Origin of the sequence: Streptomyces sp. NBC_01210 (genome assembly GCF_036010325.1) — a bacterium.
GTDB lineage: Bacteria > Actinomycetota > Actinomycetes > Streptomycetales > Streptomycetaceae > Streptomyces.
This window is the reverse complement of record NZ_CP108549.1, coordinates 7,309,270-7,335,484: the sequence shown is the minus strand read 5'-3', so window position 1 is coordinate 7,335,484 and position 26,215 is coordinate 7,309,270. Positions and strand designations below refer to the sequence as shown.

The window sequence follows — 26,215 nt, the reverse complement described above, 5'->3', positions numbered from 1 at the left end:
CCCGGGGGACGGCCCGAGGCGAACTGGATGGTGCCGGGTACTGCTGGTGGTGCTGGGTTTCAAGGACCGCGAGCGGTGCAGTACTTGAGTTCTCCGGGCGGCGCGACAGGCGGGCGGGAAGTGTGACGTTCCTCAAGCACGGCGCGCCGCCCGGAGAAGGCGGGGATCAGGTACCGGTGAGGTGCTCGGGGCGTACCGGTGTCCTGTTGAGCTCCAGCCCCGTCGCGTTCCGGATCGCCGCGAGGACGGCCGGGGTCGACGAAAGGGTCGGGGCCTCGCCGATGCCGCGCAGTCCGTACGGCGCGTGGTCATCGGCCAGCTCGAGTACGTCGACGGGGATGGTCGGCGTGTCGAGGATGGTGGGGATCAGATAGTCCGTGAAGGAGGGGTTGCGCACCTTCGCGGTCTTCGGGTCGACGATGATCTCCTCCATGACCGCGACGCCCAGGCCCTGGGTGGTGCCACCCTGGATCTGGCCGACGACGGACAGCGGGTTGAGCGCCTTGCCGACGTCCTGGGCGACCGCGAGCTCGACGACCTTGACCAGGCCGAGCTCGGTGTCCACCTCGACGACCGCGCGGTGCGCGGCGAACGAGTACTGGACGTGGCCGTTGCCCTGACCCGTATGCAGGTCGAAGGCCTCCGTGGGGCGGTGGCGCCACTCGAGCTCCAGGTCGACCGACTCGCCCTCGAGTACGTCCACCAGGTCGGCGAGGACTTCGCCGCCGTCGGTGACGACCTTGCCACCTTCGAGCAGCAGCTCGGCGGTGGCCCACGCGGGGTGGTACGAGCCGAACTTGCGGCGGCCGATCTCCAGGACCTTCTCGCGGACGTTCTCGCAGGTGTGCTTGACCGCGCCGCCCGTGACGTACGTCTGACGGGAGGCGGAGGTGGAGCCGGCCGAGCCGACCTGGGTGTCGGCCGGGTGGATCGTCACCTGCGAGACACCGAGCTCGGTGCGGGCGATCTGAGCGTGGACGGTGACACCGCCCTGGCCGACCTCCGCCATCGCGGTGTGCACGGTCGCGACCGGCTCACCGCCCACGACCTCCATACGCACCCGCGCGGTGGAGTAGTCGTCGAAGCCCTCGGAGAAGCCGACATTCTTGATGCCGACCGCGTAGCCGACACCGCGGACGACTCCCTCGCCGTGCGTGGTGTTGGACAGACCGCCCGGCAGGGCGCGGACGTCCGCCTCCTCACCGGCCGTGAGCCACTGCTGCTCGGGCGGCAGCGGTCTGGCCTTGACACGGCGCAGCAGTTCGGCGACCGGGGCCGGGGAGTCGACCGGCTGCCCGGTCGGCATGATCGTGCCCTGCTCCATGGCGTTGAGCTGGCGGAACTCCACCGGGTCGATGCCCAGCTTCGCCGCGAGCTTGTCCATCTGGGCCTCGTAGGCGAAGCACGCCTGGACCGCGCCGAAGCCGCGCATGGCGCCGCAGGGCGGGTTGTTCGAGTAGAGCGCGATCGCCTCGATGTCGACGTCGTCGACGACGTACGGGCCGACGCTGAGTGAGGACGCATTGCCGACGACCGCCGGGGATGCGGAAGCGTACGCGCCGCCGTCCAGGACGATCCTGCACTTCATGTGCGTGAGCTTGCCGTCCTTGGTGGCGCCGTGCTCGTAGTAGAGCTTCGCCGGGTGCCGGTGGACGTGCCCGAAGAAGGACTCGAACCGGTTGTAGACGATCTTGACCGGCTTACCGGTGCGCAGCGCCAGGAGGCAGGCGTGGATCTGCATCGACAGGTCCTCACGGCCGCCGAAGGCCCCGCCGACGCCGGAGAGCGTCATCCGGATCTTCTCCTCGGGCAGGCCGAGGACGGGGGCGATCTGACGGAGGTCCGAGTGCAGCCACTGAGTGGCGACGTACAGCTCGACGCCGCCGTCCTCGGAGGGGACCGCGAGGCCGGACTCCGGGCCGAGGAAGGCCTGGTCCTGCATGCCGAAGGTGTACTCGCCCTTGACGATGACGTCGGCGCGCTCGGCGGCCTCGTCGGCGTTGCCGCGGACGATCGGCTGCCGGTGCACGATGTTCGGGTGCGGGACATGACCGATGTGGTGGTCGTCGCGGCCCTCGTGGACCAGGATCGCGTCGGGAGCGGTCGCGGACGCCTCGTCCGTGATGACCGGCAGCTCGACGTACTCGATCTTGATCTTGGCGGCGGCGCGGCGCGCGGTCTCCGGGTGGTCGGCGGCGACCAGGGCCACCGGCTCGCCGTGGTGGCGGACCTTGCCGTGGGCGAGGACCGGGGTGTCCTGGATCTCCAGGCCGTAGTTCTTCACCTCGGTGGGCAGGTCGTCGTAGGTCAGTACGGCGTAGACGCCGGACGTCGCCAGCGCCTCGGAGACGTCGATCGACTTGATCTCGGCGTGCGCGACGGTGGAGCGCAGCGTGTGGCCCCAGAGCATGTCCTCGTGCCACATGTCCGAGGAGTACGCGAACTCACCGGTGACCTTGAGGGTGCCGTCGGGACGCAGCGTCGACTCGCCGATGCCGCCCTTGGTCCGGGAGCCCTGGGAGATGTTGGTGGGAGTACCGATGGTGGCCATGGTTCTCAGACCGCCTCTTCCTGGCGGGCGGCCGCGAGGCGGACCGCGTCGAGGATCTTCTCGTAACCGGTGCAGCGGCAGAGGTTGCCGGAGAGCGCCTCGCGGATGTCCGCGTCGGACGGCTCGGCGTTGCGCTCGAGCAGTTCGTCGGCGGCGACCAGCAGACCGGGCGTGCAGAAACCGCACTGCACGGCGCCGGCGTCGATGAACGCCTGCTGGATCGGGGAGAGCTCGGAGCCCTCGCCGGTCTGCGAGTCGGAAGGCTTGGCTTCCCACTGCTTGGCCTGGTCCAGGGTGGTGCCGCAGGCGGCCGTGGCGCAGCCGCCGTGCTCGGCACGCTGCTTGGCGAAGTCCGCCAGGCCCTCTACGGTGACGACCTCGCGGCCCTCGACCTGACCTGCGGCAACGAGGCAGGAGCAGACCGGGACGCCGTCGAGCCGGACCGTGCAGGAGCCGCACTCGCCCTGCTCGCACGCGTTCTTGGAGCCCGGCAGGCCCATGCGCTCACGCAGCACGTAGAGAAGGCTCTCGCCCTCCCACACGTCGTCCGCTTCCTGCTGACGACCGTTGACCGTGAAGTTCACGCGCATTGTGCGCCTCCCTTTGTGCCGTGGGCGTTGCCCCGGTATGCCTCCCAGGTCCAGCCGAGGGTCCGGCGGGCCATGATGCCGACCGCGTGACGGCGGTAGCTCGCGGTGCCCCGCACGTCGTCGATCGGGTTGCAGCCGCCGGAGGCGAGCTCCGCGAACTGCTTGGCGATCGACGGGGTGATGATCTTCCTGCTGTCCCAGAAGCCGCCCTCCTCCAGCGCGGCGTTCAGGAATTCCTCGGCCGCCTTCGCCCGGACCGGGGTCGGGGCGGCGGAGCCGATGCCGGTGCGCACCGTGCGGGTCTGAGGGTGCAGGGCCAGACCGAAGGCGCAGACCGCGATCACCATCGCGTTGCGGGTGCCCACCTTCGAGTACTGCTGCGGTCCGTCGGCCTTCTCGATGTGGACGGCCCGGATCAGCTCGTCCGCCGCCAGCGCATTGCGCTTGACGCCGGTGTAGAACTCGTCGATCGGGATGCGGCGGCTGCCGCGTACCGACTCGACCTCGACCTCGGCGCCCGCGGCGAGCAGCGCCGGGTGGGCGTCGCCGGCCGGGGACGCGGTGCCGAGGTTGCCGCCGACGCCGCCGCGGTTGCGGATCTGGGGCGATGCGACCGTGTGCGACGCCAGTGCCAGTCCGGGCAGTTCGGCCCGGAGGTTCTCCATGATCTGGGTGTACGGAACGGAGGCGCCCAGTCGAACGGTGTCCTCGCCGACCTCCCACTCGCACAGCTCGCCGATGCGGTTCAGGTCCAGGAGGTACTCCGGCCGGCGGTGGTCGAAGTTGATCTCGACCATCACATCGGTGCCGCCCGCAATGGGTACAGCGGTAGGGTGCTCGGCCTTGGCGGCGAGCGCCTCCTCCCAGCTGGCGGGGCGAAGGAAGTCCATGAGTGGCTCTCTTCTTCTCAATCGTGGGCGTTCGTCGCAGCGGGCCCGGGACGGTTGGCCCTCGACTGTGTGTTCCTGCGCTTATTCATGTGCTGTTAACGCGCTGTGACCCCAGTACACAAGCCGGGCTGCGCCTGGTGCAGTCACCGAAACCATGAAGGAGTTGGCTGGTCGCCTGTCCCGTCTTGTAGATTCGAACGAAAGGCGGGGCTCAGTAACCTCACTGTTTTCCCCTGGAAACGGTGGCCACGGCCACCGGCAACAACGAGACAGATCGGTGGCGACGAGATGCGGCTGCGCGCACTGCTGGAAACCGACGCGCTGGGGCTGCGGCTGCTCGGCGGCGAGGACGAACTGGACCGCGGTGTACGCGGTGTGATGACCACCGACCTGCGGGATCCGAGCCGCTATCTCTCGGGCGGCGAACTGGTGCTGACGGGCCTCGCCTGGCGGCGCACGGCCGCGGACTCCGAGCCGTTCGTCCGGATCCTGGCGGGCGCCGGGGTGGCCGGTCTGGCGGCCGGCGAGGCGGAGCTGGGCAACATCCCGGGTGATCTCATCGAGGCGTGTTCGCGCCATCGGCTGCCACTCTTTGCAGTCAATGAATCCGTTGCATTCGCGACGATCACTGAGCATGTGGTGCGCCAGGTCTCCGGCGAGCGGGCCGGGGACCTCGCCGCAGTCGTGGACAGGCACAGGCGGCTGATGACCTCCGGCCCGGCGGGCGGCGGACCCGAGGTGGTCCTGGACCTCCTCGGCTCCGACCTGGACCTTCGAGCCTGGGTGCTCTCCCCCACCGGTCGCCAGATCGCGGGCGCGGGCGACCCGCTGCCCGGCGACGTGAGCGCCACGCTCGCCGGTGAGCACCTGGCGGCCTCCCGCACCGGCCGACGGGGGCCGCATCGGGCGACGGTCCGCGGCCTGACGTACTCCCTCTTCCCGATCCGTAACACGGGCCGCGGCGCCACCCCCGCCTCCAGGGACGTCCGCGAGACGGTCCTGTCGGACTGGCTGCTGGCAGTGGAGGCGGACGCGAGCGACTGGCCGGCCGCGCGGCTGGATCTGCTGCAGGGCGTGACCCAGCTGATCGCCGTCGAGCGCGACCGGCGTGAGGCGGCCCGTACGGTACGCCGACGGCTCGCCCAGGAGGTCCTGGAACTGGTCCAGACGGGCGCGGCACCGGCCGAGATCGCGGCACGTCTGCGGGTGGCCGCGCCGGTGCTGCTGCCGGGGCTCGGGACGGCGCCGCACTGGCAGGTGGTGGTGGCGCGGGTAGACTGGGGGGACGCGACGGCGGCGGGTGCGGGTGCTTCCGCTGCTTCGGCTACGGCCATCGAGGCCGGCCCGGTCGCCCAGTCGCTGCTGGAGGAGATCCTGGTCGACCCGGCGGCGGCCGGGCCGGACTCCGCGGACCGGATCGCGGTCGCCCACACCGGCGACGAGGCGATCGCGCTGGTCCCGCTGCCCGCGACGGCCCTCGCCCCGGACGCCCCCGACGCCGACTCCTTCGAGGCCGGGCTGCACGCCGACGCGCTGCTGCTGTCCGTACGCGACCCGCTCTCGGCGGGTCTCGCCGACGACGGCCGGCTCACTCTGGGCGTCAGTGCGGCAGTGAGCTCGGCAGAGGGTCTGCGGGGCGCGCTGGAGGAGGCACGACACGCCCGCCGGGTGGCGGCGGCGCGCCCGGGCAGGGTCTGCGCGGCGGGTCACCACGAGCTGGCCTCGCACGTACTGCTGCTGCCGTTCGTCCCGGACGATGTGCGCCGCGCGTTCACGGCCAGGCTGCTGGACCCGCTCCGCGACTACGACCGGCGCCACCGCGCGGAGCTGATCCCGACGCTGGAGGCGTTCCTGGACTGCGACGGGTCGTGGACGCGATGCGCGACGCGGCTGCATCTGCATGTGAACACACTGCGCTACAGGGTGGGCAGAATCGAGCAACTGACGAGCCGTGACCTGTCGCGTCTGGAGGACAAGCTGGACTTCTTCCTGGCGCTGAGGATGAGCTGAAGCCCCCGGCTCCCGGGAGGGGCGGGAAAATCCGGCCTCGCCGGCGATTGCGGCGCGGGGGTCTGGGGCGGAGCCCCGGTTCGTGAACGGGCGCCCCACCGACCACCCGCGCGCCCCATTACCCGCCGCGCGATTGTGAATTCATTCACCTGACCCCTTGGCCAGGCATGCCTATCCATGCTGAGATGCGACTGACTCAACAGCTCAATGGCGTGCTCGGGGAGGGCAACGTGGCGCATACCGCCATGTCTGGTTCCGGAACCACTGCAGGTGACGATCCCCTCCAGACCGCGGTATGGCGGCTGCGCTCGCGCGGCTGTTGGACCGATGCGGCAGCCCTGCTCGAAGCCCACACAGCGAATCCCGCCGCAGCACTCGAGCGGGCCGGACTGCTCGTCGAGCGCTGTCTGTTCACCGCCGACGGCTGGGCGGACGCCGAGGACGCGCTGCGTACGGCCGAGGCCGTGGCCCGGGACGACGACGAACGCGGCGGCGCGGCATGCGAGCGCGGGAGGCTCGCGTACGCGTCGACCCGCCTCGGCGTACGCGACCGGGCCGACGAGGCCCGCTCCGCACTCGGCAGGGCCGCGGCGCTGCTCGCCCCCACCTCGCCCCGGCGCCCGCTGCTCGACTTCCGCCGCGGGCTGGTCGCCGAGCACATCGCCGACTCGCCGCAGGCGGCCCGCGCCGCATACCAGCGGGCGCACGCCGGAGCCACCGCGCAGGATGACACGCTGCTGCTCTCCTTCACGTGGCATCATCTGGCCGGACTCGCCCTGCGGGACGGCGAGTTGGCCGAGGCTCGGCACGGCTTCTCCGAGTCGCTGCGGATCCGCGAGGAGCTCGGCTACCTGATCGGCACGGCCCCGTCGCTGGCAGCGCTGGCCGACTGCGAACCGGAACCGGAGGCAAGCCGTTTGCGGGCGGAGGCGGGTCGACTGTTCCGCCTGCTGGACGGCGTACCGGTCTGGCTGGCGGCTCAACTGGCCCCGGCGACCTCCACCGTGCCGCTCGAGACCTCACCGGTCCAGCCCGAACCTGCGGCATGATCGGGCCTGCGGCATGATCGGGCCTGCGGCATGATCGGGCCTGCGGCATGATCGGGCCTGCGGCATGATCGGGCCTGCGGCATGATCGGGGCGCATGAGCGCTCAGCATGACTTCCTCGACCGCCACTTCGGCCTGCGAGACCGTACGGCGCTGATCACCGGCGGCAGTTCCGGCATCGGCCGCGCCATCGCGGAGGCACTCGCATCGGCGGGCGCGCGGGTGGTGGTCCTGGCGCGACGCGAGGCTCCGCTGCGTACGGCCGTCGAGGAACTCCGCGCGGCGGGCCACCAGGCCGACTGGGTGACCGCCGACCTCGGCGACCGGGACGCCCTGCGGGCCGCGGCCGAGCGGGCGGTCGGTGTCGTCGGCGAGCCGGACATCCTGGTCACGGCAGCCGGCGTCAACCACCGTCCGCCGCTGGACGATCTGACCGAGGCGCAGTGGGACACGACGATGTCCGTGAACCTTGACGCGCCGTTCCTGCTCGGGCAACGCTTCGGCCCGTCGATGGCGGGCCGCGGCTGGGGCCGGATCATCCACCTCGCCTCGCAGCAGTCGGTTCGGGCCTTCGGCGCCAGTGGCGCGTACGGGGTGTCGAAGGCAGCGGTCTCCGCGCTGGCCCGGTCCCAGGCGCAGGCGTGGTCGCGGCACGGCGTCTGCGTCAATGCCCTCGCGCCCGGCTTCATCCGTACGCCACTGACCCGTGCGGTGTTCGACGATCCGGTCCGTACGGAGGCGATGGCGGCGCGCACGATGGCGGGCCGCAACGGCGAGGCGGCTGATCTGACGGGCGCGGCGGTCTTCCTGGCGAGCGACGCCGCACGCTATATGACGGGCCAGACCTTGTTCGTGGACGGCGGCTTCTCCGTCACCTAGCGTGGACCTCCCCGCAAAGGGAGGGTTCAGTGAAGGCACGTCGCCCGGACCACCACGTTCCGGATCCCCGATCGCCCTGGGACGAGATCACGACCGGCCTCTGGATGGGTGGCCATGTCTGGGAGGACGACCGGAACCGGCGCCTCAATGCTGTTGTGGAACGCGAATTCGACCTGGTGATCAGCCTGTTCACCCGCGTCGGCCACGGTCCGCCGGACGGGGTCGAACACCATGTCGCCCCGATTCCGGACGACTGGCTGACCTCCGAGCAGATCGACCGGGTCCGCGGGCTGGCAGTGCTGGCCGCCGATGCGGTACGCGCCGGGCGCACCGTGCTCGTGCGCTGCTACTCCGGCTACAACAGATCGGGCCTGGTGGTGGCCCAGACGCTGATCGAGCTCGGCCACGACGGCGCGGGGGCGATCGACCTGATCCGGCGCCGACGCTCCTCGTACGCCCTGCACAACCTCGCCTTCGAGCGATACCTCATGACCGGGCTGGACATCGCCTCACTGCTGACCGGCCTGGAGTCGCCGCCCTGAGCCCCCGGCTCACACCAACCAGGACAGCGTCCGCTCCGGATTCATGACGAGCAGTACGACGACGACGGTCACGACCACCCAGAAGACTCCCCAGCCCCGCCGCCTGCGCGCCTGCCGCTGCCGGGACGGCCAAGCCCGCCACGCCTCGGGCTCCGCGCGCACCGCCGCCTTCCTCCCCCACCCGCGCGGACGGCGCTGCCGCCGGGCGGCCTTCTCGTCCTCGAGCCGCAGCCGCTCGGTCACCATCCGCGCCCGCGCGGAGGGCTCCTTCGGCGCGGCGAGGCGTGCGGGCCCTTCGCTCTCGCGCTGGAACTCCTCCCACGCCTCGTCGGGTATGGATGACTCCGGCAGCTCCGCGGACATGAATGGCCCCCCGTTTGTTCGGACTTCGTCAACGGCGGCACAGAATAATGCAGCAGACTGACATCCGCGCGCACGGTCTTACCGACGTGCCCCGGGGGATTGCCGGGAGCCGGACTCAGGAGACGGTGCCGGCCATCGCTCCGCCCCCGGTGGCGACGCCACCGCTCGGCTTGGGTGCGGAGAAGGGAGGCGTGTCCTGCAGGCACGTTGTTCCGACCGGGGGGAGGGTGCCATCGATGACGTAGCGGCTCTCGTAATTCCTGACACAGCTGCTGGGGTTGAGCAGCGCGGTGTGCCCGTAGCCGTTGTGGGTGAGCAGGCGGGCGTTGGCCAGTTCCCTGGCCATGGCCAGGGCGCCCGAGAAGGGAGTGGCGGGGTCGTAGGTCGTGCCGACCAGCAGGACGGGGCGCGCCGTCGGCTTGTTCCACGGGCCGCGATAGCTGTTGGCCCCTGTGTCCGGCCAGGCGGCACACCCCTCGGCGGCCCAGCTCCAGAAGCGTCCGGCGTCGCCCGCACGGGTCGCGCTGGCCTCCTCCATGGCGTGGTAGGCAGCGGGGTCACGCGGATTGGGGCTGTCGCTGCAGAACACCGCACCGGCCTGTTCATCGCCCAGGTACGGATTCGGATTCGGGACCAGTGGCGCGGGTGGAGGAGGGGACGGCTCCGGAACGCGGCCCTGCCACAGGTTCTGCAGCCTGCCGGCGAGGCCCGTCCATCCGGGGTGGACAAGGTAGAGGCTGTTCACGACGTCACCGACCGTACGGCCATAGGTCCATGCGCCCAGGGGATGCCCTCTTAGCCGCCGCATCAGCTGGTCGAACTTGTCCCGGGTCGCTTTGGGGCTGCCGGCGGCGAAGGCGCAGCGGGCGGTGGTGGTGGACCCGCAGAGGGCGAGGAACTTGTCCAGGACTGCTGCCGCGCCGCGGTCCGCACCCATGCGCAGGAATGTCGTGAGCCGGGGGTCGTCGTCGGAGGCGTGGGTCCAGGCCTGCGGGTCGATGTTGCTGTCAAGAACCATGGCGCGGACCTTGCCGGGGAAGAAGTTGGCGTAGGTGGCGCCCAGGAACGTGCCGTAGGAGATCCCGAGGTAGGTGAGTTGTGGGTCGCCCACCGCCCGGCGGAGCTGGTCGAGGTCGCGAGCGGTGTCGGCGGTCGACACATGGCGCAGGAGCTCGGGGTCACGCTGCTGACAGCGCCGGGCCAGATCCTTGTACGCGGCGATCCACGTCTTCCGCTGCTGTTCGCCCACCGGGAAGCCGGCTGGTTTGCTCGCATTCCACGCGTCGGCTTCCTTGCGACTGTCGAAGCAGTTCACCGCGGTGCTGCTGCCGATCCCGCGGGGGTCCCAGCTGACGATGTCGAACCGCTCCCGCACCTCGCGCGGGAAGGACTCGTAATTCTGTGGCATCTGCACCGTTCCGGGCCCGCCGGGTCCGCCGGGGTTGAAGAACAGAGTGCCGATGCGCCGTCCGGGGCCGGTTGCCTTGCGTTTGACGACTGCCAGCTCGATGGTGCGACGACCGGGGTCGCGGTAGTCCAGCGGCACCTTCGCGGTCGCGCAGTCGAACTGACTGCCCTGGACGCAGGGTCTCCAGTCCAGCTTCGGGGCGGGCACCGAAGGTGCCGGCGCGCCGCCGGCCGCGGCGAGGTCCGGCCCGGTGAATACCGTCGAGCAGATCACCGCTGCGGCGGTGGCCGCGGCACAACGCCGGCGGCCCGCTGTGCATCTGGGTATGCGCATACTCTGTTCCTCCGCCTTCACGGCTGAGCGCCCGATGCCACCAACACCTTGGACGTCGGCACGCATCCGCATCAACAGCACCGCGGCCCGACGGGGCGCACAAGTCGGCCGCGGCCGAATGCGCCGAGCTGCTCGACGGCGCGTACATCGTCGGCCGAGACCGGCGTCGGCTGGATGACGTCAGCCGTCCGCGCCGGTGAAGTGCTCCCGCACCAGCGACTGCACCACCGCCAGGTCCTGCGCCACCAGGGCCTCCAGCAGCGCCATGTGTTCCGCCGCGTCCGCCACCAGGTCAGCCCTGCGGGTGACCGGTGCGCTCGTCAGCGGCCACTGGGAGCGGCGATGGAGGTCGTCCGCCACCATCACCAGTTGCTGGTTTCCGGACAGGGTGAGTACCGCGCGGTGGAAGGCGCGGTCCGTCTCCGCGTACGCCGCGCGGTCGCCCGTCGCCGCCGCCGCTGCCGTCGCGTCGGCCAGCGGGCGCAGCGCCGCCCAGCGGGTGGCGGGGACCGTGCGGGCCAGGCGGAGCATGACCGGGACCTCGAGCATGGCGCGGACCTCGGCGAGCTCGGCCAGCTCGCGGGCGGTGCGTACCGTGACGCGGAAGCCGCGGTTGGGGACCACCTCGACCGCGCCCTCGATCGCCAGCTGCTGCATCGCCTCGCGTACCGGGGTCGCCGAGACGCCGAAGCGCTCGCCGAGGACCGGGGCCGAGTAGACCTCGCCCGGGATCAGCTCGCCGTCGACGAGGGCGGTGCGCAGGGCTTCGAGGATCTGGCCGCGGACCGAATGGCGCTGAACCGTGCGGGGCGCGGGCGGCTCGCTGTGGGTGTGCTCGCCCCGGGCCTGTTCCGGGATGTCGACCTGTTCCGGGATGTCGGCCTGCTCCGGGATGAGGGGACGCGCGGGCTGCCCGCCACCTGCCTGTTCGGGGACGTGCGTGGACGCGTACGGCTGCGGCGTCGCGGCATCGCGCGCTCGGGCCTGCTCCACTCGAGTCCTCCTCCGGCCGGGTGCCGGGCCCGGCTGGCGAGTGCAGGGCCCCTGAGCACGATAGGCGGACGGGGCCACAGTTCAAACATCGATCGCGTCGGGTAAGGTAAGGCTAACCTGCCAATGATCGCGATACGGTGGTCCCTGCATGACCGTTCCCGCTCTGCTGCCCGCCCTCACCTCACCCGTCGAGGACGCGTATGCCCGCCTGGCCGAGGTCTACCCCGGGCTGCGTGTACGGGAGCTCATGGACGACGAGCAGGCCCCGTCCGACGCCGGCTGGGTGGGCGCGGACGAGCTCGCGGCCGGTGGGCCCGCGCTCGACGACTTCCTCGCCTGGGACAACGCACAGGTCCTGCGGGACTACGGGCAGCAGGCCCGCCCCGATGTGATCGCCGGCTTCGGTCTGCACCGTTACGCCTGGCCGGCCTGTCTGCTGATCACGGTTCCCTGGTTTCTGCACCGCCGGGTGCCACGGGTGCCCGTCGAGGATGTCGCCTTCCAGCGCATGGCGGGGCAGATGACGGTACGGGTGAGGGAATTCGCCTGCCTGCCGGACGACCCCGCCGCGCAGCTGCCCGGCGCCCGTGTCGTACAGGACGAGGAAGCGCTCCGTGCCGAGGTGCGCTCCGCCGTCGCCGAGCACATCGGGCCCGTCCTGGACGGCTTCCGGCCGCGGATGCGGCGCGGCAGGCGTGCGCTGTGGGGCATGGCGACCGACGAGATCGCCGAGAGCCTCTGGTACATCGCGCATCTGCTCGGCGAGGAACGGCGTGCCGTACTGGAGCTCGAGCGGCTGCTGCCGGGCAACACCGAGCCGTACGTCGGCACCGCCGGCTTCCGTGAGCTCACCGGCCCGAACGGCGAGCAGCTGCCGACCCGTGACCGGGCCGGCTGCTGCCTCTTCTACACGCTCCGGCCCGAGGACACCTGCGTCACCTGTCCGCGTACGTGCGACGCCGACCGCGTGAGGAAGCTCCAGCCGAGCGCCTGATCTCCCGCGCGCCCTGCGTCACGCCATCCGACCGGGTGAGGTAAATCGAACCAACTCCCCTTGTCCATACGGTAGTTCGACGAGATCGCACCTATCCGTATGTCGTACAGCCCCATTGGCGTTCTCTTGCCCCGAAACCCCTTGGGCAGGCTGCGACTTCGGACACTATGGCGGCCGAAACGCTCTACCGCGATGCAAGGGACACCGCCCATGAGACTGACCGACATATCGCTGGACTGGCTGCTTCCTGGCGGCGTGATGCTCCTGGGAGTCCTGGTCGCGGTGACGGTGCTCGCGCGCGGCAAGCGCACCGGCGACAAGGCCTCGCCCGAGGACTCCTGGGAGCGCAGCGAGGAGCGCCGAAGGCGCAAGGAGGCGGTCTATGGCACGGCCTCCTATGTGCTCCTGTTCTGCTGTGCCGCGGTCGCCGCCGCACTCTCCTTCCACGGCCTCGTCGGCTTCGGCCAGCAGAATCTCAACCTCAGCGGGGGCTGGGAGTATCTGGTCCCCTTCGGGCTCGACGGCGCGGCGATGTTCTGCTCGGTGCTCGCGGTGCGCGAGGCCAGCCACGGCGACGCGGCGCTCGGCTCGCGGATGCTGGTGTGGCTGTTCGCGGGCGCGGCAGCGTGGTTCAACTGGGTACACGCACCACGGGGGTTCGGCCATGACGGCGCCCCTCAGTTCTTCTCCGGGATGTCGCTGTCGGCCGCGGTCCTGTTCGACCGGGCGCTCAAGCAGACTCGCCGGGCGGCGCTGCGTGAGCAGGGCCTGGTGCCCCGGCCGCTGCCGCAGATCCGCGTCGTGCGCTGGCTGCGCGCTCCCCGGGAGACCTTCGGCGCCTGGTCGCTGATGCTTCTGGAGGGCGTACGCACCCTGGACCAGGCGGTCGACGAGGTCCGCGAGGACCGCCGGGAGAAGGAGCAGGACCGACTCCGCCGGCGGGGCCGGGAGAAGCTGGAGCGGGCGCAGATCAGGGCGCTCAGCCGACAGCACCGTGCCTGGGGGCGCGGACGCACCCACCGCATGCCCGAGCTGTCTTCGGAGCTTCCCGCTCTGGGCTCCGCGACTGGTTCGACGCAGGCCGGCTCCGGCACTGCCGGGTCCGCCGCGGAGTCGGCCCTGCCGGAGCCGGGACAACTGCCGCTTCGCCCCCGGCCCTCCCTCCAGGCCGTGAAGTTGACCGATGGCTCCGAGCCACGCACTGTCGACCTCACCGCCGAGGACGACACCCAGACGCTGCCGCGGCTGGACTCTCTGGAGCAGAAGCTCACTGATCTGGAGCGGCAGTTCGGTTGATCGCACGGTCAGGAGGATTCATGCGAAGGCCGGCCTGCGACTGTCAGGCCGGCCTTTCGTGCAGCTCGAACCAGACCACCTTGCCCACACCGTGTGTCCGTACACCCCACGCGTCGGCGAGGCTCTGCACCAGGACGAGTCCCCTGCCGTTCGTGCCGAGTTGGCCGACCGGTACACGCAGCACAGGCAGTCCGGCCATGAAATCCCGTACCTCCACACGGAGTGTGGAAGCCGCGACGGTGGCCGTGACCACCGCTCCGTGATCGGTATGGATCAGCGCATTGGTCACCAGCTCGCTCGCGAGCAGCTCCGCCACATCTGCCGCGTCCGGTTTCCCCCAGTGCCGCAGCAAGTCCCGCAGCGCACGTCGTACTTCCGGAACGGACGTAAGATCCGCGCACCCTAATCGGCGGTGCAGCCGGCTCTCCGGTTCTCCTTCCGCCCCAGGTTCCCGGCCATGCCCGCTTGCGGCAGGATCGGCCCCTCCCTGACGCCCAGTCATCATCCCCACCCGCACGTCGAAACGCCCCCCCGGTTTTCTCGGAACTACCCCTTCTGCCGAACAGGTTCACGAGATGCATGCCCCACGCGGGGAACGCCACTCATGTCCATTCATCAACGAACCAGGGCCGTCGAGAGGAATTCCGTCCCGGGCGTCAGGGCCTCGGCACGTTCCGCAGATTCGAGCGCGCCATCTGGACCATACGGCCCACGCCACCGTCCAGCACGATCTTGCTGGCGGAGAGCGCGAAGCCCGTCACCATCTCGGCGCTGATCTTCGGCGGGATGGAGAGCGCGTTCGGGTCGGTGACCACATCCACGAGTGCCGGGCCCTTGTGCCGGAAAGCGTCCTTCAGCGCGCTCGCGAGCTGCTTCGGCTTCTCCACCCGTACGCCGTACGCCCCCGCCGCCCGCGCGATCGCAGCGAAGTCGGGGTTGCGATTGGTGGTTCCGTACGAGGGAAGTCCCGCCACCAGCATCTCCAGCTCCACCATGCTCAGAGAGGAGTTGTTGAACAGGACGATCTTCACCGGCAGGTCGTACTGGACGAGGGTGAGGAAGTCGCCCATCAGCATGGCGAAACCGCCGTCCCCCGACATCGAGACGACCTGGCGGTTCCGGTCGATGAACTGTGCGCCGATCGCCTGCGGCAGGGCGTTCGCCATCGAGCCATGGCTGAACGAACCGATGATCCTGCGGCGGCCGTTGGGCGAGATATAGCGGGCCGCCCACACATTGCACATGCCCGTGTCCACGGTGAACACCGCGTCCTGGTCGGCGAGTTCGTCCAGCACGGAGGCGACGTACTCGGGATGGATCGGGGTGTGCTTCTCCACCTTGCGGGTGTACGCCTTGATCACGCCCTCGAGCGCGTCGGCGTGCTTCTTCAGCATCCTGTCGAGGAACCTGCGGTCCGACTTGGCGCGCACGCGCGGCGTAATACAGCGCAGTGTCTCGCGCACATCGCCCCAGACGGCCAGGTCGAGCTTGGAGCGGCGGCCGAGGTGTTCGGGCCTGACATCGACCTGGGCGATCTTGACGTCGTCGGGGAGGAAGGCGTTGTACGGGAAGTCCGTGCCGAGCAGGATCAGCAGATCGCACTCGTGGGTGGCCTCGTAGGCGGCGCCGTAGCCGAGCAGTCCGCTCATGCCCACGTCGTACGGGTTGTCGTACTGAATCCACTCCTTGCCGCGCAGCGCGTGCCCGACCGGGGACTTGATGCGCTCCGCAAACTGCATGACCTCGGCGTGCGCACCCGCCGTACCGCTGCCGCAGAAGAGCGTGACCCGCTTCGCCTCGTCGATCATCTGCACCAGTTTGTCGATCTCGGTGTCCCCCGGTCGTACGGTGGGGAGTGAGGTGACCAGTGCGTGCTCGATCGACTTCTCCGGGGCGGCGTGCGATGCGATGTCGCCGGGAAGCGAGACGACGCTGACACCGCTCCGGCCGATCGCGTGCTGGATCGCGGTCTGCACGAGGCGAGGCATCTGCTGCGGGTTGGAGATCATCTCGCAGTAGTGGCTGCACTCGCGGAACAGCTGGTCGGGGTGGGTCTCCTGGAAGTAGCCGAGGCCGATCTCGCCGGAAGGGATGTGCGAGGCGAGGGCGAGTACGGGCGCCATGGAGCGGTGGGCGTCGTACAGACCGTTGATAAGGTGGAGGTTGCCGGGGCCGCAGGAGCCGGCGCAGGCGGCGAGCTTCCCGGTGATCTGTGCCTCGGCGCCGGCCGCGAAGGCGGCGACCTCCTCGTGCCTGACCTGGATCCAGTCGATGGCGGAGTTGCGGCGAATGGCGTCGACGACGGGGTTGAGACTGTCGCCGACGACTCCGTACAGCCGCTGGACACCGGCGCGGACGAGGATGTCGACGAACTGCTCCGCCACGTTCTGCTTGGCCATGGGACGCACCCTTTCTCGACTTCGGCCCTGCTTCGGCCTGCTTCGGCCTGCTTCGGCCTGCTTGGAGCCTGAAGGTCCATCAACCCATGGCGGATGCGGTTACGCCTCCCAGACTGCGACAGCCGTACGATCGTCGGCGTATCCCTTCACCCTCAGCTGGGTGTCGGCGAGGAACGTCGCCAGGCCCGGCGGCCGGGCGGGCGCCCAGCGCTCGGCGAGCACCTCGGCCAGGGCGGCCTCCCCGCGCAGCGGCTCGGCCAGTCCGCTGCTGCACAGCAGCAGGGTGTCACCGGGGCGGGCCACGGAGGCGCGGAATCGGAACGGTTCGGCGGGTGGCGGTGGTGGGGCCTCGATGTACGGGGACGGGGCCGTCGCGATCCCCAGGTCCATGGTGAGCCGGTCGCCATCGGTGGTCTCGGCGGGCGTGTCGGCGGGCGCCGAGCCGTATCCGACGACGGGTTCCCCGGTCACCGCGGCGGGCTCGGGGACATGCGGCTCGATGTCCTGCCAGGCGCCGTCGCGAAGGCGGAAGAGACCGCCTCCGCCCACTCCGAAGAACACACGCGTACGGCACTCGGGGTCGGCGGAGAGCAGCAGACACCGAAGGTTCGCGGTGTACTCCTCGGGTTCCACGCCGAGCTCGGCGGCGCGGGCGCGCAGCTTGCCGAAGCTGCGGTCGGTGAGCCGGTGCAGACCCGACTTGAGATCGCCCCGGCGGCCGGCCCGGATGTCCTCGGCGAGGCGGTCGTGGCTGCGGCCGACGGCACCGCCTATCCAGCGGCAGGCGTCGGCGGCGGCGAGATGAGCCCCTTCGGCGGCACGGGCTCCGCTGGCCACCGCGACCAGGACGAGCGCGGCCTCGCCGCTGCCGAAGCGCGCGGTGAGCAGGGCGTCGCGGCGCGGCTCGCCGCGGTAGCGCGCGGAGTCCCCGCGGACGGAGGCGGCGCGCAGGGTGTACGTGCCGTAGTGGGCCCCGTCGAGCACGGTGTCGGCGACGAGGTTGTCCAGCTCGTGCGGCTGGGCCGCGGGCAGCTCGGTGGGCTCGGCGTCACAGGTGGGCGGTCCGCCACCGACGTACGCGACGTAGGGACGCGGCTCCACGAGACCCGCGTCGGGCGACGGCAGGGGCGGCTCCTCGGCAGGCCGCGGCGGGGCGGGCGGGGGCGGCTCCGCGGAAACCAGCGGGGGTACGGGCGGGCGCGGTGCCGAAGGGGCGGGCGCGTCCTCGAAGTGCTCGTCCGGGGCGGTCGCTCGTCCGGGCGGGCCTTCGCGCCGGGGCGGCTCTACGCCGGAAACCGGGGGAATGTCGCGTACCGCGTCCGGCCTGGTGGCCGGGTGGCCGGGCGCTACGGGTGCGGCGGGCTCGGCGGGCTCGGTGTCGAAGGTCTCTGCCGGGACCGGCAGTTGCGCGCGCGGGACCTCCGGCCGCTGCGGCCGGGCTGCTTCCCGGGGCGGTGCGACGTCGGGCCGCGGCGGCGGGGCTTCCCCCCTGGGTGCGGCATCCGACCGGGACGGCTCGGCCTCTCGGCGCGGTGCGACGTCGGGCCTCGGCAGGCGGGCTGCCTCCCGGGACGCCGCATCCGGCCGGGGCGGCTCGGGCGGCGGAGCCGGCCGCGATGTGGGCGCCAGGTCGGAGGCGGTCGGCCGTTCCCACGCCGCGCGTTGCCGTGGCGGCGTCGTAGGACGGTGCGGGATGTCCGGCTCGGCGGGCGCCGCCGCATCCGTGGGGCGCGTCTCCCACCAGGCGCGGGGGCGCCATCTGCCGCGATCGCCCGGACCGCGGGGGGCGTCCGGCTCCGCCGGCTCGAGTGTGCTCTCCGCGGCAACCGCATCCGCCGCGGAGTCGAAACGGTCGTCCAGCGTGTCGCGCGTGGGCGCCGCGGGACCGATGTCCGGGGCGGACTCGCCGTACAGCCGGTTCCACCATTCGTCCTCGGTGGCGGGCCTCTCCCCCTGCTGACTCATGCCCTTATTGTCCACCGCACGGGCCGTACGAAAACGGGGCATCCCGAAAAAAGAAATATGCGGCAAGTGGTCCGCCGGGCGCCCCAACCCCCCACGGGAAGGACGTCCGGCGGACCGTTTCGTGGTCAGCGCACGGCGTATGCGTCGGCCACGAGCTGGGTGACGGAGTTGCCGTTGGAGTCCGTCAGTTCGGCCTTCAGGGTGACCGGTTCGCCCGCCGCGCCCGCGTGGTTCACGGTCGCGGTCCATGCGCCGCCCTGCTGGGACGTGGCTGCCTCGGTCCACGTCCTACCGCCGTCGTACGAGTACGACAACGTGGCGGCGGTCAGCGCGCCGGGCGCATAGCCCGCGTGTGAGCGGCGAGTGCGGCGGCGGCGTGCGCCGGGTAGACGTACAGGTCCTGGCCCCGACCGGCGGGTCTGTACCAGCGGGGTGGAGCCGTCGGCGCGGGGCAGCACGGTCGCGGACGGCGTGCCTGCACGGTCGCGGCTCACCAGGACCCTGTCTCCGATGACAAGGGTGACTGTGGCCGGCCTGTCCCCCTGCTGCGCGGCGGCACGCTGCCGGCCAGGGCTCTCTTCGCGGTCGGGTCGTCCTGCGACCCAGCGGCCGCCGACGGCGCGACCGCCGTGACGGCCAGGACGGCGGCGGTCGCCGCCCCCAGTGCCGTACGCGATATCGGGCGCATCGCTCTCCCCATCCGAACCCGGCACGGATAGGCATGAAATGCCCTGTTGCCGGAGGCTGTTGGTGCTGCGGTGGCGCCACATTGGCAGCGGGACGGGCGGTGCAGGGATGATGTACGCGGCGGGAACACGCCTTGGCCCGGTTTCCGCCAGTGCGGCCGAAGAAGTGCACGTCCGGGGAGGGGTGGGGTCAGATGCTGGGAGCGATAGGTCTCGACGAGAGGCAGGAATCGGCGTACCGCGTACTCGTCGCGCTCGGGGTGGCGGAAGTCCCCGACCTCGCGCACCGGCTGGCGCTGCCGGAAACGGATACGGAACGCGCGTTGCGACGGCTGGAACAGCAGGGCCTTGCCGCGAAGTCCTCGGCCGGCACCGGACGGTGGGTGGCGGCTCCGCCCGGCGTGGCGCTGGGCGCGCTGCTGACCCAGCAGCGCCACGAGCTGGAGCAGGCGGAGCTGGCGGCGGCGCTGCTGGCGCAGGAGTTCAGGTCGGAGGCCACCGCTCCGGCCGTGCACGATCTGGTCGAGGTGGTGACGGGCGCGAGTGCCGTCGCGCACCGCTTCGTACAGCTGCAGTTGGGCGCCACCGAGGAGGTCTGCGCCCTGGTCACCGGAAATCCGGTCGTGGTCACCGGGACGGACAACGAAGCGGAGGAGAAGGCGGCCACGCGGGGGGTGAGGTACCGGGTGGTCGTCGAGCGCGAGGTGTTCTCGCTGCCCAACGGGATCACCGAACTGAGCGCGGCGCTGGGCCGTGACGAACAGGTCCGGGTGGTGGACCGGGTGCCGACCAAGCTGGTGGTCGCCGACCGAACGCTCGCCATGGTTCCGCTGACCGGGCGCGGGGCCGATCCCGCGGCACTCGTCGTGCATGCGAGCGGGCTGCTGGAGTCACTGACGGGTCTGTTCGAGGCGGTGTGGCGGGAGGCGCTGCCGCTGCGGCTCGGCATGGGTGGCGAGGTGGACGAGGAGAAGGCGTCGGGGCCCGATGCCACGGATCTGGAGATCCTTTCGCTGCTGCTCGCCGGAATGACGGACGCGAGTGTGGCCAAGCAGCTGGATCTCGGACTGCGGACCGTTCAGCGCCGGGTGAAGGGGCTGATGGAGCTGACCGGTGTGACGACCCGGCTGCAGCTCGGCTGGCATGCGTACGCGAAGGGCTGGGTGGCCCGCGACCTGCGGGAATGATCAGCGACCTGCACCCTTGGCAGATGGGCGCACGGCAGCTCCCGATGGTCGGCCTGGTGATGCTGCTGGGCCCGCTCGGGGAGCGCGACCCGGTGTCCCTCTGTCCTCCAGCCAAGTGCCTTTTGTCCTCTGCTGAACGCTGTCCAGATAGACAGAGACACATCGGATCTCTCCCGCCGTATTGACTGCCTCCCGCCGCCTGCCTACCTTCCGTCGAAGGGATAGCTCGGATGAATTGACATGTCTGCGTACGAGCCACCGGGAGGCGTCATGTCCGCTGCACCAGACCCGTCCACTGCACCGGACCCATCCAGAAGAACCGTCCTTGCCACCGGTACGGCGATCGGCGGAGCGCTGGTGGTGGGAGGTGCCGCCGCCGTCCCGGCGCAGGCCGCGCCCGCCCCGGAAGACACCACCGCTCTCATGGTGCACGCCGACAGCTGGCGCACGGTCCTCGACGACGCCGATCTCGTCTGGCAGAAGATGCCGAAGACCTGGTACGAGGGCCCGTATCTCGGCAATGGCTACTTGGGCACCGGCATCTACGCCGAGCCCGGCGGAAAGAACGCCGTCCGCTTCACTGTCCAGCACTCCGAAGTACAGGACCACCGTCCGGAGTTCGGCTCGCTCTTCGGCCTCGCCCGGCTGCCCGTCGGCCACTTCACGCTCGAGCCCGTCGGCACGATCACCGGCCTCGACTGGCGGCTGCGGCTGCGCGGCGCGGAGCTCACCGGCAGCCTCACCACCACGGCGGGCACTCTGCGCCTGCGCGCCTTCGTCCACACCACGACATCCCTGCTCGCCGTCGAGATCACACCGAGCGAGGGCGAGAAGAACTTCCGCTGGGCCTTCCACCCGGCCGATGCCATCAGCCCGCGCGCCGCCTTCAAACCCCTTCCGGACGGGTACACGGGCAATCCGCCGGCCGTCGTCGAGCAGCACGGCGAGCTGACGGCCGCGGTCCAGCCGCTGCTCGCGGGCGGCCGGCATGTCACCGCCTGGCAGGAGCGGGTCCGCAGGGAGACGCGGACGCTGTATGTGTCCGTCGCGCACTCCTTCCCGAGGACGACCGCACTGGACCGTGCGCTGCGCACGGTGCGGGACGCGTCCTCGGCGCCGTACGAGGTACTCGCCCTCCCCCACCGTGTCTGGTGGGAGCGCTTCTACCGCAAGAGCTTCCTGTCGCTGCCCGACGCACGGCTGCAGCGCTTCTACTGGATCCAGCTGTACAAGACGGCTTCCGCGGCCCGGCGTGACGCCCCCGTCATGGCCACCTGCGGGCCCTGGCTGGAGTCGACCCCCTGGCCCAACACCTGGTGGAACCTCAACGTCCAGCTGGAGTACTGGCTGATCCACGGCTCGAACCATCTTGAACTCGACGCCGTCTCACGCGCGTTGGGTGAGTTCCGGGCCCAGCTGACCGCCGAGGTCGCCGGCCCCTACCGTGGCGACTCGGCCGGCATCCCCCGCACCACCGACACCCGGCTCGTCAACGGCGGCGCCACTCCGTCCGGCAACGGCTACGGCGTCGGCATCCCCGGCCACAACCCGCCCACCCCCGAGGTCGGCAACCTCACCTGGGCGCTGCACAACGTCTGGCTCTCGTACCGCCACACCATGGAGGAGTCGCTGCTGCGCGACCTCCTCTTCCCGCTGCTGCGCAAGGCGGTCAACTACTACCTGCACTTCCTCACCCCCGGACCGGACGGCAAGCTGCATCTGCCGCCGACGTTCTCGCCGGAGTACGGCGTGGACGCGCCGGACTGCAACTACGACCTGATGCTGCTGCGCTGGGGCTGCCGTACGCTCATCGACTCGGCCGCGGAACTGGGCATCTCCGACCCTCTGACCGCCCGCTGGCAGGAGATCCTCGCCAAGCTGGTCCCCTACCCGGTGGACGCGAACGGCTACATGATCGGCGCCGGTGTCCCGTTCGCGAAGTCCCATCGCCACTACTCGCATCTTCTCGCGGTGTATCCGCTGTACGAGATCACCGGCCGTACGCCCGAGGAACGCGCCCTGATCGAGAAGTCGCTCAGCCACTGGGTCAGCTTCGAAGGGGCGCTGCAGGGCTATACGTTCACGGGTGCGGCATCCATGTCCGCGCTGCTGGGAAAGGGGGAGGACGCGCTCAAGTACCTCGGCGAACTGATGACCCGTTTCATCCAGGCCAACACCATGTACAAGGAGTCGGGCCCGGTCATCGAGACCCCACTTTCGGCGGCGCAGTCGCTGCACGACATGGTCTGCCAGTCGTGGGGCGAGGTCATCCGGGTCTTCCCGGCGCTGCCGGACGCGTGGCGAGAGCTGGTCGTCCATGACTTCCGTACACAGGGGGCGTTCCTGCTCAGTGCGGTACGGGCGGCGGGGAGGACCCGCTGGGTCCGGCTGACCAGCGAGGCGGGCGCGCCGTGCGCCGTACGCCACGGCATCGCGGGCCCGATCGAGGTCCGCGACGGGCGGGGCCGGCGGCTGCGGTGGGAGGATGCGGGCGACGGTGCGATCCGTATCCCGCTGGGGAAGGGCGAGTCGGCGCTGATCACGGCGCATGGGGACCGCCCGGACCTGCGGATCCGTCCGGTAGCTCCGAACGCGCCGGCCCCGGCGTGGGGCCTCCCGGTCTGACCGGTCCCAGACCGGTCCCGGACCGGTCCCGTGCCGGTCCCGTGCCGGTCCCGTGCCGGTCCGAAGTCCTAGGACTCGCCCGGTTCCCGCGTCCGATGCGGGGGACGCGGTACGCGTGTGAGGCTGCATCCATGACCGAATTCAGCGACGCCGAGCGCGCGTACCTCCAGTCCCAGCGCCTGGGACGGCTGGCGACCGTCGACCCGAAGGGTCAGCCACAGGCGAACCCGGTTGGTTTCTTCCCGCAGGAGGACGGGACGATCCTGGTCGGCGGCTACGCCCTGGGCACAACGAAGAAGTGGCGCAATCTCCGGGAGAATCCGAAGGTGGCGCTGGTGGTCGACGACATCGTGAGCCTCCAGCCGTGGAAGGTGCGCGGGGTGGACATCAGAGGCGAGGCCGAACTGCTGACGGGCCCGCACGAGTTGGGCCCGCACTTCAGCGAGGAGCTGATCCGGATCCACCCGCGGAAGATCCACAGCTGGGGCCTGGAGTAGGGCCGGAACGGGCGACGTCAGTGACCATCGGGCTCGGTGACCCACGAGGTCACCGAGCCCGGTCCCACCTGCACTCAGCGCATCCGGCCACGCTTCGCCTGCATCGCGGCGCGGCCCTCCGCGCCCTTCTGCTTCCAGTCGCGCAGGATTTCCGCGCGCAGCCGCGCGTCCGTCTTCGCGACGATGCGCTGGTTCTCCCGCAGCAGCTTGCGGTAGCTCTCCAGCCGCCGCTCCGGCAGCGAACCGTCCTCGATCGCGGCGAGCACCGCGCAGCCCGGCTCCGACTCGTGCGCGCAGTCGTGGAAACGGCACTCCTCCGCGAGCTCCTCGATCTCCGAGAAGACCTGACCCACGCCGGACTCCGCGTCCCAGAGCCCCACGCCGCGCAGCCCGGGCGTGTCGATCAGCACACCCCCGCCGGGCAGCGCGAGGAGGTTGCGGGTGGTGGTGGTGTGCCGGCCCTTGCCGTCGACATCGCGGGTCGCCTGCACATCCATCACGTCCTCGCCGAGCAGCGCGTTGGCGAGCGTCGACTTACCCGCGCCGGACGCGCCGAGCAGCACACTCGTCCCGCCGGAGAGGACCGCGGTGAGCACATCGACGCCCTCACCCGACGCCGAACTGACAGGCAGCACCTGCACTCCGGGCGCGGTCGTCTCCACGTCCTGGACGAGGTACGAAAGACCGGTCACATCGGGAACGAGGTCGGCCTTGGTGAGCACGACGAGCGGCTGCGCACCGCTCTCCCAGGAGGGGGCCGATGTATGCATCAGCGCATCACCACTGGAGCTGGACATCGCGAGGGCGAGGAACCGCTCGATCCGCCCGAGGTCGAGTTCGACCGCGAGCGACACACAGATGACGACGTGATCGATGTTGGTAGCGAGTACCTGACCCTCGGAACGCTTCGATGAGGTCGAGCGCACAAAGGCCGTACGGCGCGGCAGCAGCGTCCGTACATACCGCGGGTCGCCACCTTCGGGGTCGACGGCAACCCAGTCCCCCGTGCACACGACCTTCATCGGATCACGGGGCACGACGAACTCGGTGTCGGCCCGCACAGTGCCAACTGGGGTGACGACGTCACACTGACCGCGGTCGACGCGAACGACACGGCCGGGCAGGAGACCCTGCGCCCCGTACGGGGCGAACTCGGCTTCCCAGCCCTCATCCCACCCGTAGGAGGCGAGGGCGTGCTGGGCATCAGAAGTGGGAGAGGTGTTGAGCGAAGCGTGGAACAAGGGGAACCCTTCGAAGGGTGGCCCCGGCGGCGCGCTCGGCGCGCGGAAGATGTGTGGGTGTCAGCCGGAGACCACAGGGGTGGGAACGATGATGAACTCCTGAATGCGGGCAGCGCCCGTCACCGTGACAGTCATCAATGTCCTCACCTCCTGCTTCCTCAACGAACCAACGCTGTTCCCTCGGGAACGGAACACGACCGGGCCCTGGAACGAGGAAACCGTAGCCCCACCCCAGGGCACGGCGCCAGCGATTAACTGTCGGGGCTCATCCGTACGACACCCGCAGCCGGCGGACCGACCTCACGCCGCGACTCGTACGGCGTTCCGCGCGAGGTCCTGGGGCCTGCGGGCATCAACTGCGCAGACAAGATCCTGGCCGCGGCCCGCCGTCTCGGATCTGGCAAACGGCGATGATGTGCAGGGCCGAATTGCTCGGGACCGCGGGGCCGCAGCTGGGGTCCGGTCAGGCGGTGGCCATCGCGCACTGGCCTCGGTCGGCCTTCATCGGTCCGGCGGCGCTGGGACGGACCTCGAAGTCGAACATGGCGGTGGGTACGTACAACGAGCAGCAGGCGTTGGGGATGTCGACGATGCCGCTGATACGTCCCTCTATGGGGGAGGAGCCGAGCAGCAGGTAGGCCTGCTCTCCGCTGTAGCCGAACTTCTTGAAGTACTCGACGGCGTTGAGGCAGGCCCGGCGGTAGGCCAGCGTCGCGTCGAGGTAGTAGTTCGTGTCCGTGTCGTGGTCGACGGAGATCCCGATGAAGGTGAGGAACTCCGTGTACCTCGGCTCGACGTTGCCAGGAATGAACACGGGGTTGGTGGAGATGCCGTACGTCTCCATGCCGCCCTTGATCAGGTCGACGTGGAAGTCGATGAAGCCGCCCATCTCGATGGCGCCGCAGAAGGTGATCTCTCCGTCGCCCTGGCTGAAGTGCAGGTCGCCTCCGGAGAGCTTGGCGTCCTTGACGTGTACGGGGTAGAAGACCCGCGAACCGCGCGTGAAGTTCTTGATGTCGTGGTTGCCTCCGTTCTCGCGGGCCGGCACCGTGCGTGCGCCTTCCGCGGCGATGCGCGTGGCGAGGTCTCCGGTGGCCGTGCCTGCGAGTGCGTTGGTGCTGTCCGGCGGTACGGCGAGTGGCGGGACCCGGTTCGGGTCGGTGTCGATCAGCGCCTGCTCGCGGGTGTTCCAGCGGGCGAGCATCTCGGTGGACGGAGCGGTTCCGAACAGCCCGGGGTGGGTGATCCCGGTGAAGCTGATCCCGGGAAGGTGCCGGGAGACCGCCTGCTGTCCGTGGAAGTCCCATATCGCCTTGTAGGCGTCCGGGAAATAGTCGGTCAGGAAGCCGCCGCCGTTGGCCTTGGCGAAGATACCGGTGTAGCCCCAGCCCTGGCCCGCCGCGTCCCCGGTCTGCTGCGGCACGGGGCCGAGGTCGAGTATGTCGACGACGAGCAGGTCGCCGGGTTCGGCGCCCTCCACGCCTACCGGACCGCTGAGCATGTGAGGGATGGTCAGGTCGATGTCGCGTACGTCGTTGGCGGTGTCGTTGTTGCCGACCTGGCAGTCGGTCCAGTCGCGGCATTCCATGCGGAACTCCGCTCCCGGCTTCACCATGGCGACGGTGGGGACGTCCGGGTGCCACCTGTTGTGTCCGGGAACGTCCTGGTCACGCATCGACTTACTGTGGTCCACATTGAAGATGATTTCTGGCATGACAG

21 protein-coding genes are annotated in these 26,215 nt (G+C 70.4%); 9 read left to right on the top strand and 12 right to left on the bottom strand.

Annotated elements, in window-relative coordinates; all coding sequences use genetic code 11:
- Positions 1-166 precede the first annotated feature (166 nt).
- Genes OG735_RS33005 through OG735_RS32995 form a run of 3 tightly spaced genes read right to left on the bottom strand, consistent with a single transcriptional unit; the run spans position 167 to position 4,031 of the window.
- Complete coding sequence (locus OG735_RS33005; RefSeq protein WP_327326794.1) at positions 167-2,551, bottom strand: xanthine dehydrogenase family protein molybdopterin-binding subunit; 2,385 nt, start codon at positions 2,549-2,551, stop codon at positions 167-169.
- 5 nt (positions 2,552-2,556) lie between these two features.
- Positions 2,557-3,141, bottom strand: coding sequence for a (2Fe-2S)-binding protein (locus OG735_RS33000; protein WP_327326793.1), 585 nt, complete (start codon positions 3,139-3,141; stop codon positions 2,557-2,559).
- A complete protein-coding gene (locus OG735_RS32995) occupies positions 3,132-4,031 on the bottom strand; it encodes an FAD binding domain-containing protein (protein WP_327326792.1) in 900 nt (299 codons plus the stop codon). The genes OG735_RS33000 and OG735_RS32995 overlap by 10 nt, the downstream gene beginning before the upstream one ends.
- Positions 4,032-4,319: 288 nt before the next feature.
- On the opposite strand from OG735_RS32995, the gene OG735_RS32990 reads away from it, so the two are divergent.
- The 4 genes from OG735_RS32990 to OG735_RS32975 all read left to right on the top strand — a co-directional run bounded on the left by OG735_RS32990 (position 4,320) and on the right by OG735_RS32975 (position 8,509).
- The gene (locus tag OG735_RS32990) at positions 4,320-6,041 is read left to right on the top strand and encodes a PucR family transcriptional regulator (protein WP_327326791.1); all 1,722 of its coding nucleotides are present in this window, start codon (positions 4,320-4,322) and stop codon (positions 6,039-6,041) included.
- A 185-nt stretch (positions 6,042-6,226) separates the two neighbouring features.
- Positions 6,227-7,090: a hypothetical protein gene (locus OG735_RS32985; protein ID WP_327326790.1), complete on the top strand. Its 864-nt coding sequence runs from the start codon at positions 6,227-6,229 to the stop codon at positions 7,088-7,090.
- Between the two features lie 94 nt (positions 7,091-7,184).
- Positions 7,185-7,967: an SDR family NAD(P)-dependent oxidoreductase gene (locus OG735_RS32980; RefSeq protein WP_327326789.1), complete on the top strand. Its 783-nt coding sequence runs from the start codon at positions 7,185-7,187 to the stop codon at positions 7,965-7,967.
- Between the two features lie 29 nt (positions 7,968-7,996).
- Entirely contained in the window at positions 7,997-8,509 is a 513-nt protein-coding gene (locus tag OG735_RS32975; protein WP_327326788.1) for a protein-tyrosine phosphatase family protein, read from the top strand.
- A 9-nt stretch (positions 8,510-8,518) separates the two neighbouring features.
- On the opposite strand, the gene OG735_RS32970 is transcribed toward OG735_RS32975, so the two are convergent.
- The 3 genes from OG735_RS32970 to OG735_RS32960 form a co-directional block, all read right to left on the bottom strand.
- Positions 8,519-8,872, bottom strand: coding sequence for a hypothetical protein (locus OG735_RS32970; protein ID WP_327326787.1), 354 nt, complete (start codon positions 8,870-8,872; stop codon positions 8,519-8,521).
- A 115-nt stretch (positions 8,873-8,987) separates the two neighbouring features.
- Positions 8,988-10,613, bottom strand: a complete 1,626-nt coding sequence (locus OG735_RS32965) for an alpha/beta hydrolase (protein ID WP_327326786.1) — start codon at positions 10,611-10,613, stop codon at positions 8,988-8,990.
- 180 nt (positions 10,614-10,793) lie between these two features.
- The gene (locus tag OG735_RS32960; protein ID WP_327326785.1) at positions 10,794-11,606 is read right to left on the bottom strand and encodes a GntR family transcriptional regulator; all 813 of its coding nucleotides are present in this window, start codon (positions 11,604-11,606) and stop codon (positions 10,794-10,796) included.
- 148 nt (positions 11,607-11,754) lie between these two features.
- On the opposite strand from OG735_RS32960, the gene OG735_RS32955 reads away from it, so the two are divergent.
- Both OG735_RS32955 and OG735_RS32950 read left to right on the top strand, forming a co-directional pair.
- Entirely contained in the window at positions 11,755-12,600 is an 846-nt protein-coding gene (locus OG735_RS32955; protein WP_327326784.1) for a (2Fe-2S)-binding protein, read from the top strand.
- A gap of 210 nt (positions 12,601-12,810) precedes the next feature.
- Entirely contained in the window at positions 12,811-13,896 is a 1,086-nt protein-coding gene (locus OG735_RS32950; RefSeq protein ID WP_327326783.1) for a DUF2637 domain-containing protein, read from the top strand.
- 43 nt (positions 13,897-13,939) lie between these two features.
- Here the strand turns inward: OG735_RS32950 and OG735_RS32945 are convergent, their stop codons facing one another.
- From OG735_RS32945 to OG735_RS32930, 4 genes are all read right to left on the bottom strand, one after another.
- A complete protein-coding gene (locus OG735_RS32945; RefSeq protein ID WP_442812635.1) occupies positions 13,940-14,398 on the bottom strand; it encodes an ATP-binding protein in 459 nt (152 codons plus the stop codon).
- A 154-nt stretch (positions 14,399-14,552) separates the two neighbouring features.
- On the bottom strand, positions 14,553-16,295 hold the full coding sequence (locus tag OG735_RS32940; RefSeq protein ID WP_327326782.1) for a pyruvate dehydrogenase: 1,743 nt from the start codon (positions 16,293-16,295) through the stop codon (positions 14,553-14,555).
- 99 nt (positions 16,296-16,394) lie between these two features.
- Positions 16,395-18,260, bottom strand: coding sequence for a protein phosphatase 2C domain-containing protein (locus OG735_RS32935; protein ID WP_327326781.1), 1,866 nt, complete (start codon positions 18,258-18,260; stop codon positions 16,395-16,397).
- 125 nt (positions 18,261-18,385) lie between these two features.
- Positions 18,386-18,973 (bottom strand): hypothetical protein, encoded by a 588-nt coding sequence (locus OG735_RS32930; protein WP_327326780.1) that lies wholly within the window; start codon positions 18,971-18,973, stop codon positions 18,386-18,388.
- Between the two features lie 167 nt (positions 18,974-19,140).
- Here OG735_RS32930 and OG735_RS32925 point away from each other — a divergent pair, with 167 nt between their 5' ends.
- The 3 genes from OG735_RS32925 (at position 19,141) to OG735_RS32915 (ending at position 23,255) form a co-directional block, all read left to right on the top strand.
- Complete coding sequence (locus tag OG735_RS32925; RefSeq protein ID WP_327326779.1) at positions 19,141-20,133, top strand: helix-turn-helix domain-containing protein; 993 nt, start codon at positions 19,141-19,143, stop codon at positions 20,131-20,133.
- Positions 20,134-20,403: 270 nt separating this feature from the next.
- Positions 20,404-22,758, top strand: coding sequence for a glycosyl hydrolase family 95 catalytic domain-containing protein (locus OG735_RS32920; RefSeq protein WP_327326778.1), 2,355 nt, complete (start codon positions 20,404-20,406; stop codon positions 22,756-22,758).
- 131 nt (positions 22,759-22,889) lie between these two features.
- Positions 22,890-23,255: a PPOX class F420-dependent oxidoreductase gene (locus OG735_RS32915; RefSeq protein WP_327326777.1), complete on the top strand. Its 366-nt coding sequence runs from the start codon at positions 22,890-22,892 to the stop codon at positions 23,253-23,255.
- A gap of 74 nt (positions 23,256-23,329) precedes the next feature.
- On the opposite strand, the gene rsgA is transcribed toward OG735_RS32915, so the two are convergent.
- On the bottom strand, positions 23,330-24,496 hold the full coding sequence (gene rsgA / locus OG735_RS32910) for a ribosome small subunit-dependent GTPase A (protein ID WP_327326776.1): 1,167 nt from the start codon (positions 24,494-24,496) through the stop codon (positions 23,330-23,332).
- Positions 24,497-24,959: 463 nt separating this feature from the next.
- Positions 24,960-26,210: a formamidase gene (gene fmdA / locus OG735_RS32905; protein WP_327326775.1), complete on the bottom strand. Its 1,251-nt coding sequence runs from the start codon at positions 26,208-26,210 to the stop codon at positions 24,960-24,962.
- Between the last annotated feature and the right edge of the window lie 5 nt (positions 26,211-26,215).

Coding starts and splice junctions, on each gene's coding strand:
- OG735_RS33005 (WP_327326794.1), bottom strand. CDS start 2,551: ATGGCCACCATCGGTACTCCCACCAACATCTCCCAGGGCTCCCGGACC.
- OG735_RS33000 (WP_327326793.1), bottom strand. CDS start 3,141: ATGCGCGTGAACTTCACGGTCAACGGTCGTCAGCAGGAAGCGGACGAC.
- OG735_RS32995 (WP_327326792.1), bottom strand. CDS start 4,031: ATGGACTTCCTTCGCCCCGCCAGCTGGGAGGAGGCGCTCGCCGCCAAG.
- OG735_RS32990 (WP_327326791.1), top strand. CDS start 4,320: ATGCGGCTGCGCGCACTGCTGGAAACCGACGCGCTGGGGCTGCGGCTG.
- OG735_RS32985 (WP_327326790.1), top strand. CDS start 6,227: ATGCGACTGACTCAACAGCTCAATGGCGTGCTCGGGGAGGGCAACGTG.
- OG735_RS32980 (WP_327326789.1), top strand. CDS start 7,185: ATGAGCGCTCAGCATGACTTCCTCGACCGCCACTTCGGCCTGCGAGAC.
- OG735_RS32970 (WP_327326787.1), bottom strand. CDS start 8,872: ATGTCCGCGGAGCTGCCGGAGTCATCCATACCCGACGAGGCGTGGGAG.
- OG735_RS32965 (WP_327326786.1), bottom strand. CDS start 10,613: ATGCGCATACCCAGATGCACAGCGGGCCGCCGGCGTTGTGCCGCGGCC.
- OG735_RS32955 (WP_327326784.1), top strand. CDS start 11,755: ATGACCGTTCCCGCTCTGCTGCCCGCCCTCACCTCACCCGTCGAGGAC.
- OG735_RS32950 (WP_327326783.1), top strand. CDS start 12,811: ATGAGACTGACCGACATATCGCTGGACTGGCTGCTTCCTGGCGGCGTG.
- OG735_RS32945 (WP_442812635.1), bottom strand. CDS start 14,398: ATGACTGGGCGTCAGGGAGGGGCCGATCCTGCCGCAAGCGGGCATGGC.
- OG735_RS32940 (WP_327326782.1), bottom strand. CDS start 16,295: ATGGCCAAGCAGAACGTGGCGGAGCAGTTCGTCGACATCCTCGTCCGC.
- OG735_RS32935 (WP_327326781.1), bottom strand. CDS start 18,260: ATGAGTCAGCAGGGGGAGAGGCCCGCCACCGAGGACGAATGGTGGAAC.
- OG735_RS32925 (WP_327326779.1), top strand. CDS start 19,141: ATGCTGGGAGCGATAGGTCTCGACGAGAGGCAGGAATCGGCGTACCGC.
- OG735_RS32920 (WP_327326778.1), top strand. CDS start 20,404: ATGTCCGCTGCACCAGACCCGTCCACTGCACCGGACCCATCCAGAAGA.
- OG735_RS32915 (WP_327326777.1), top strand. CDS start 22,890: ATGACCGAATTCAGCGACGCCGAGCGCGCGTACCTCCAGTCCCAGCGC.
- fmdA (WP_327326775.1), bottom strand. CDS start 26,210: ATGCCAGAAATCATCTTCAATGTGGACCACAGTAAGTCGATGCGTGAC.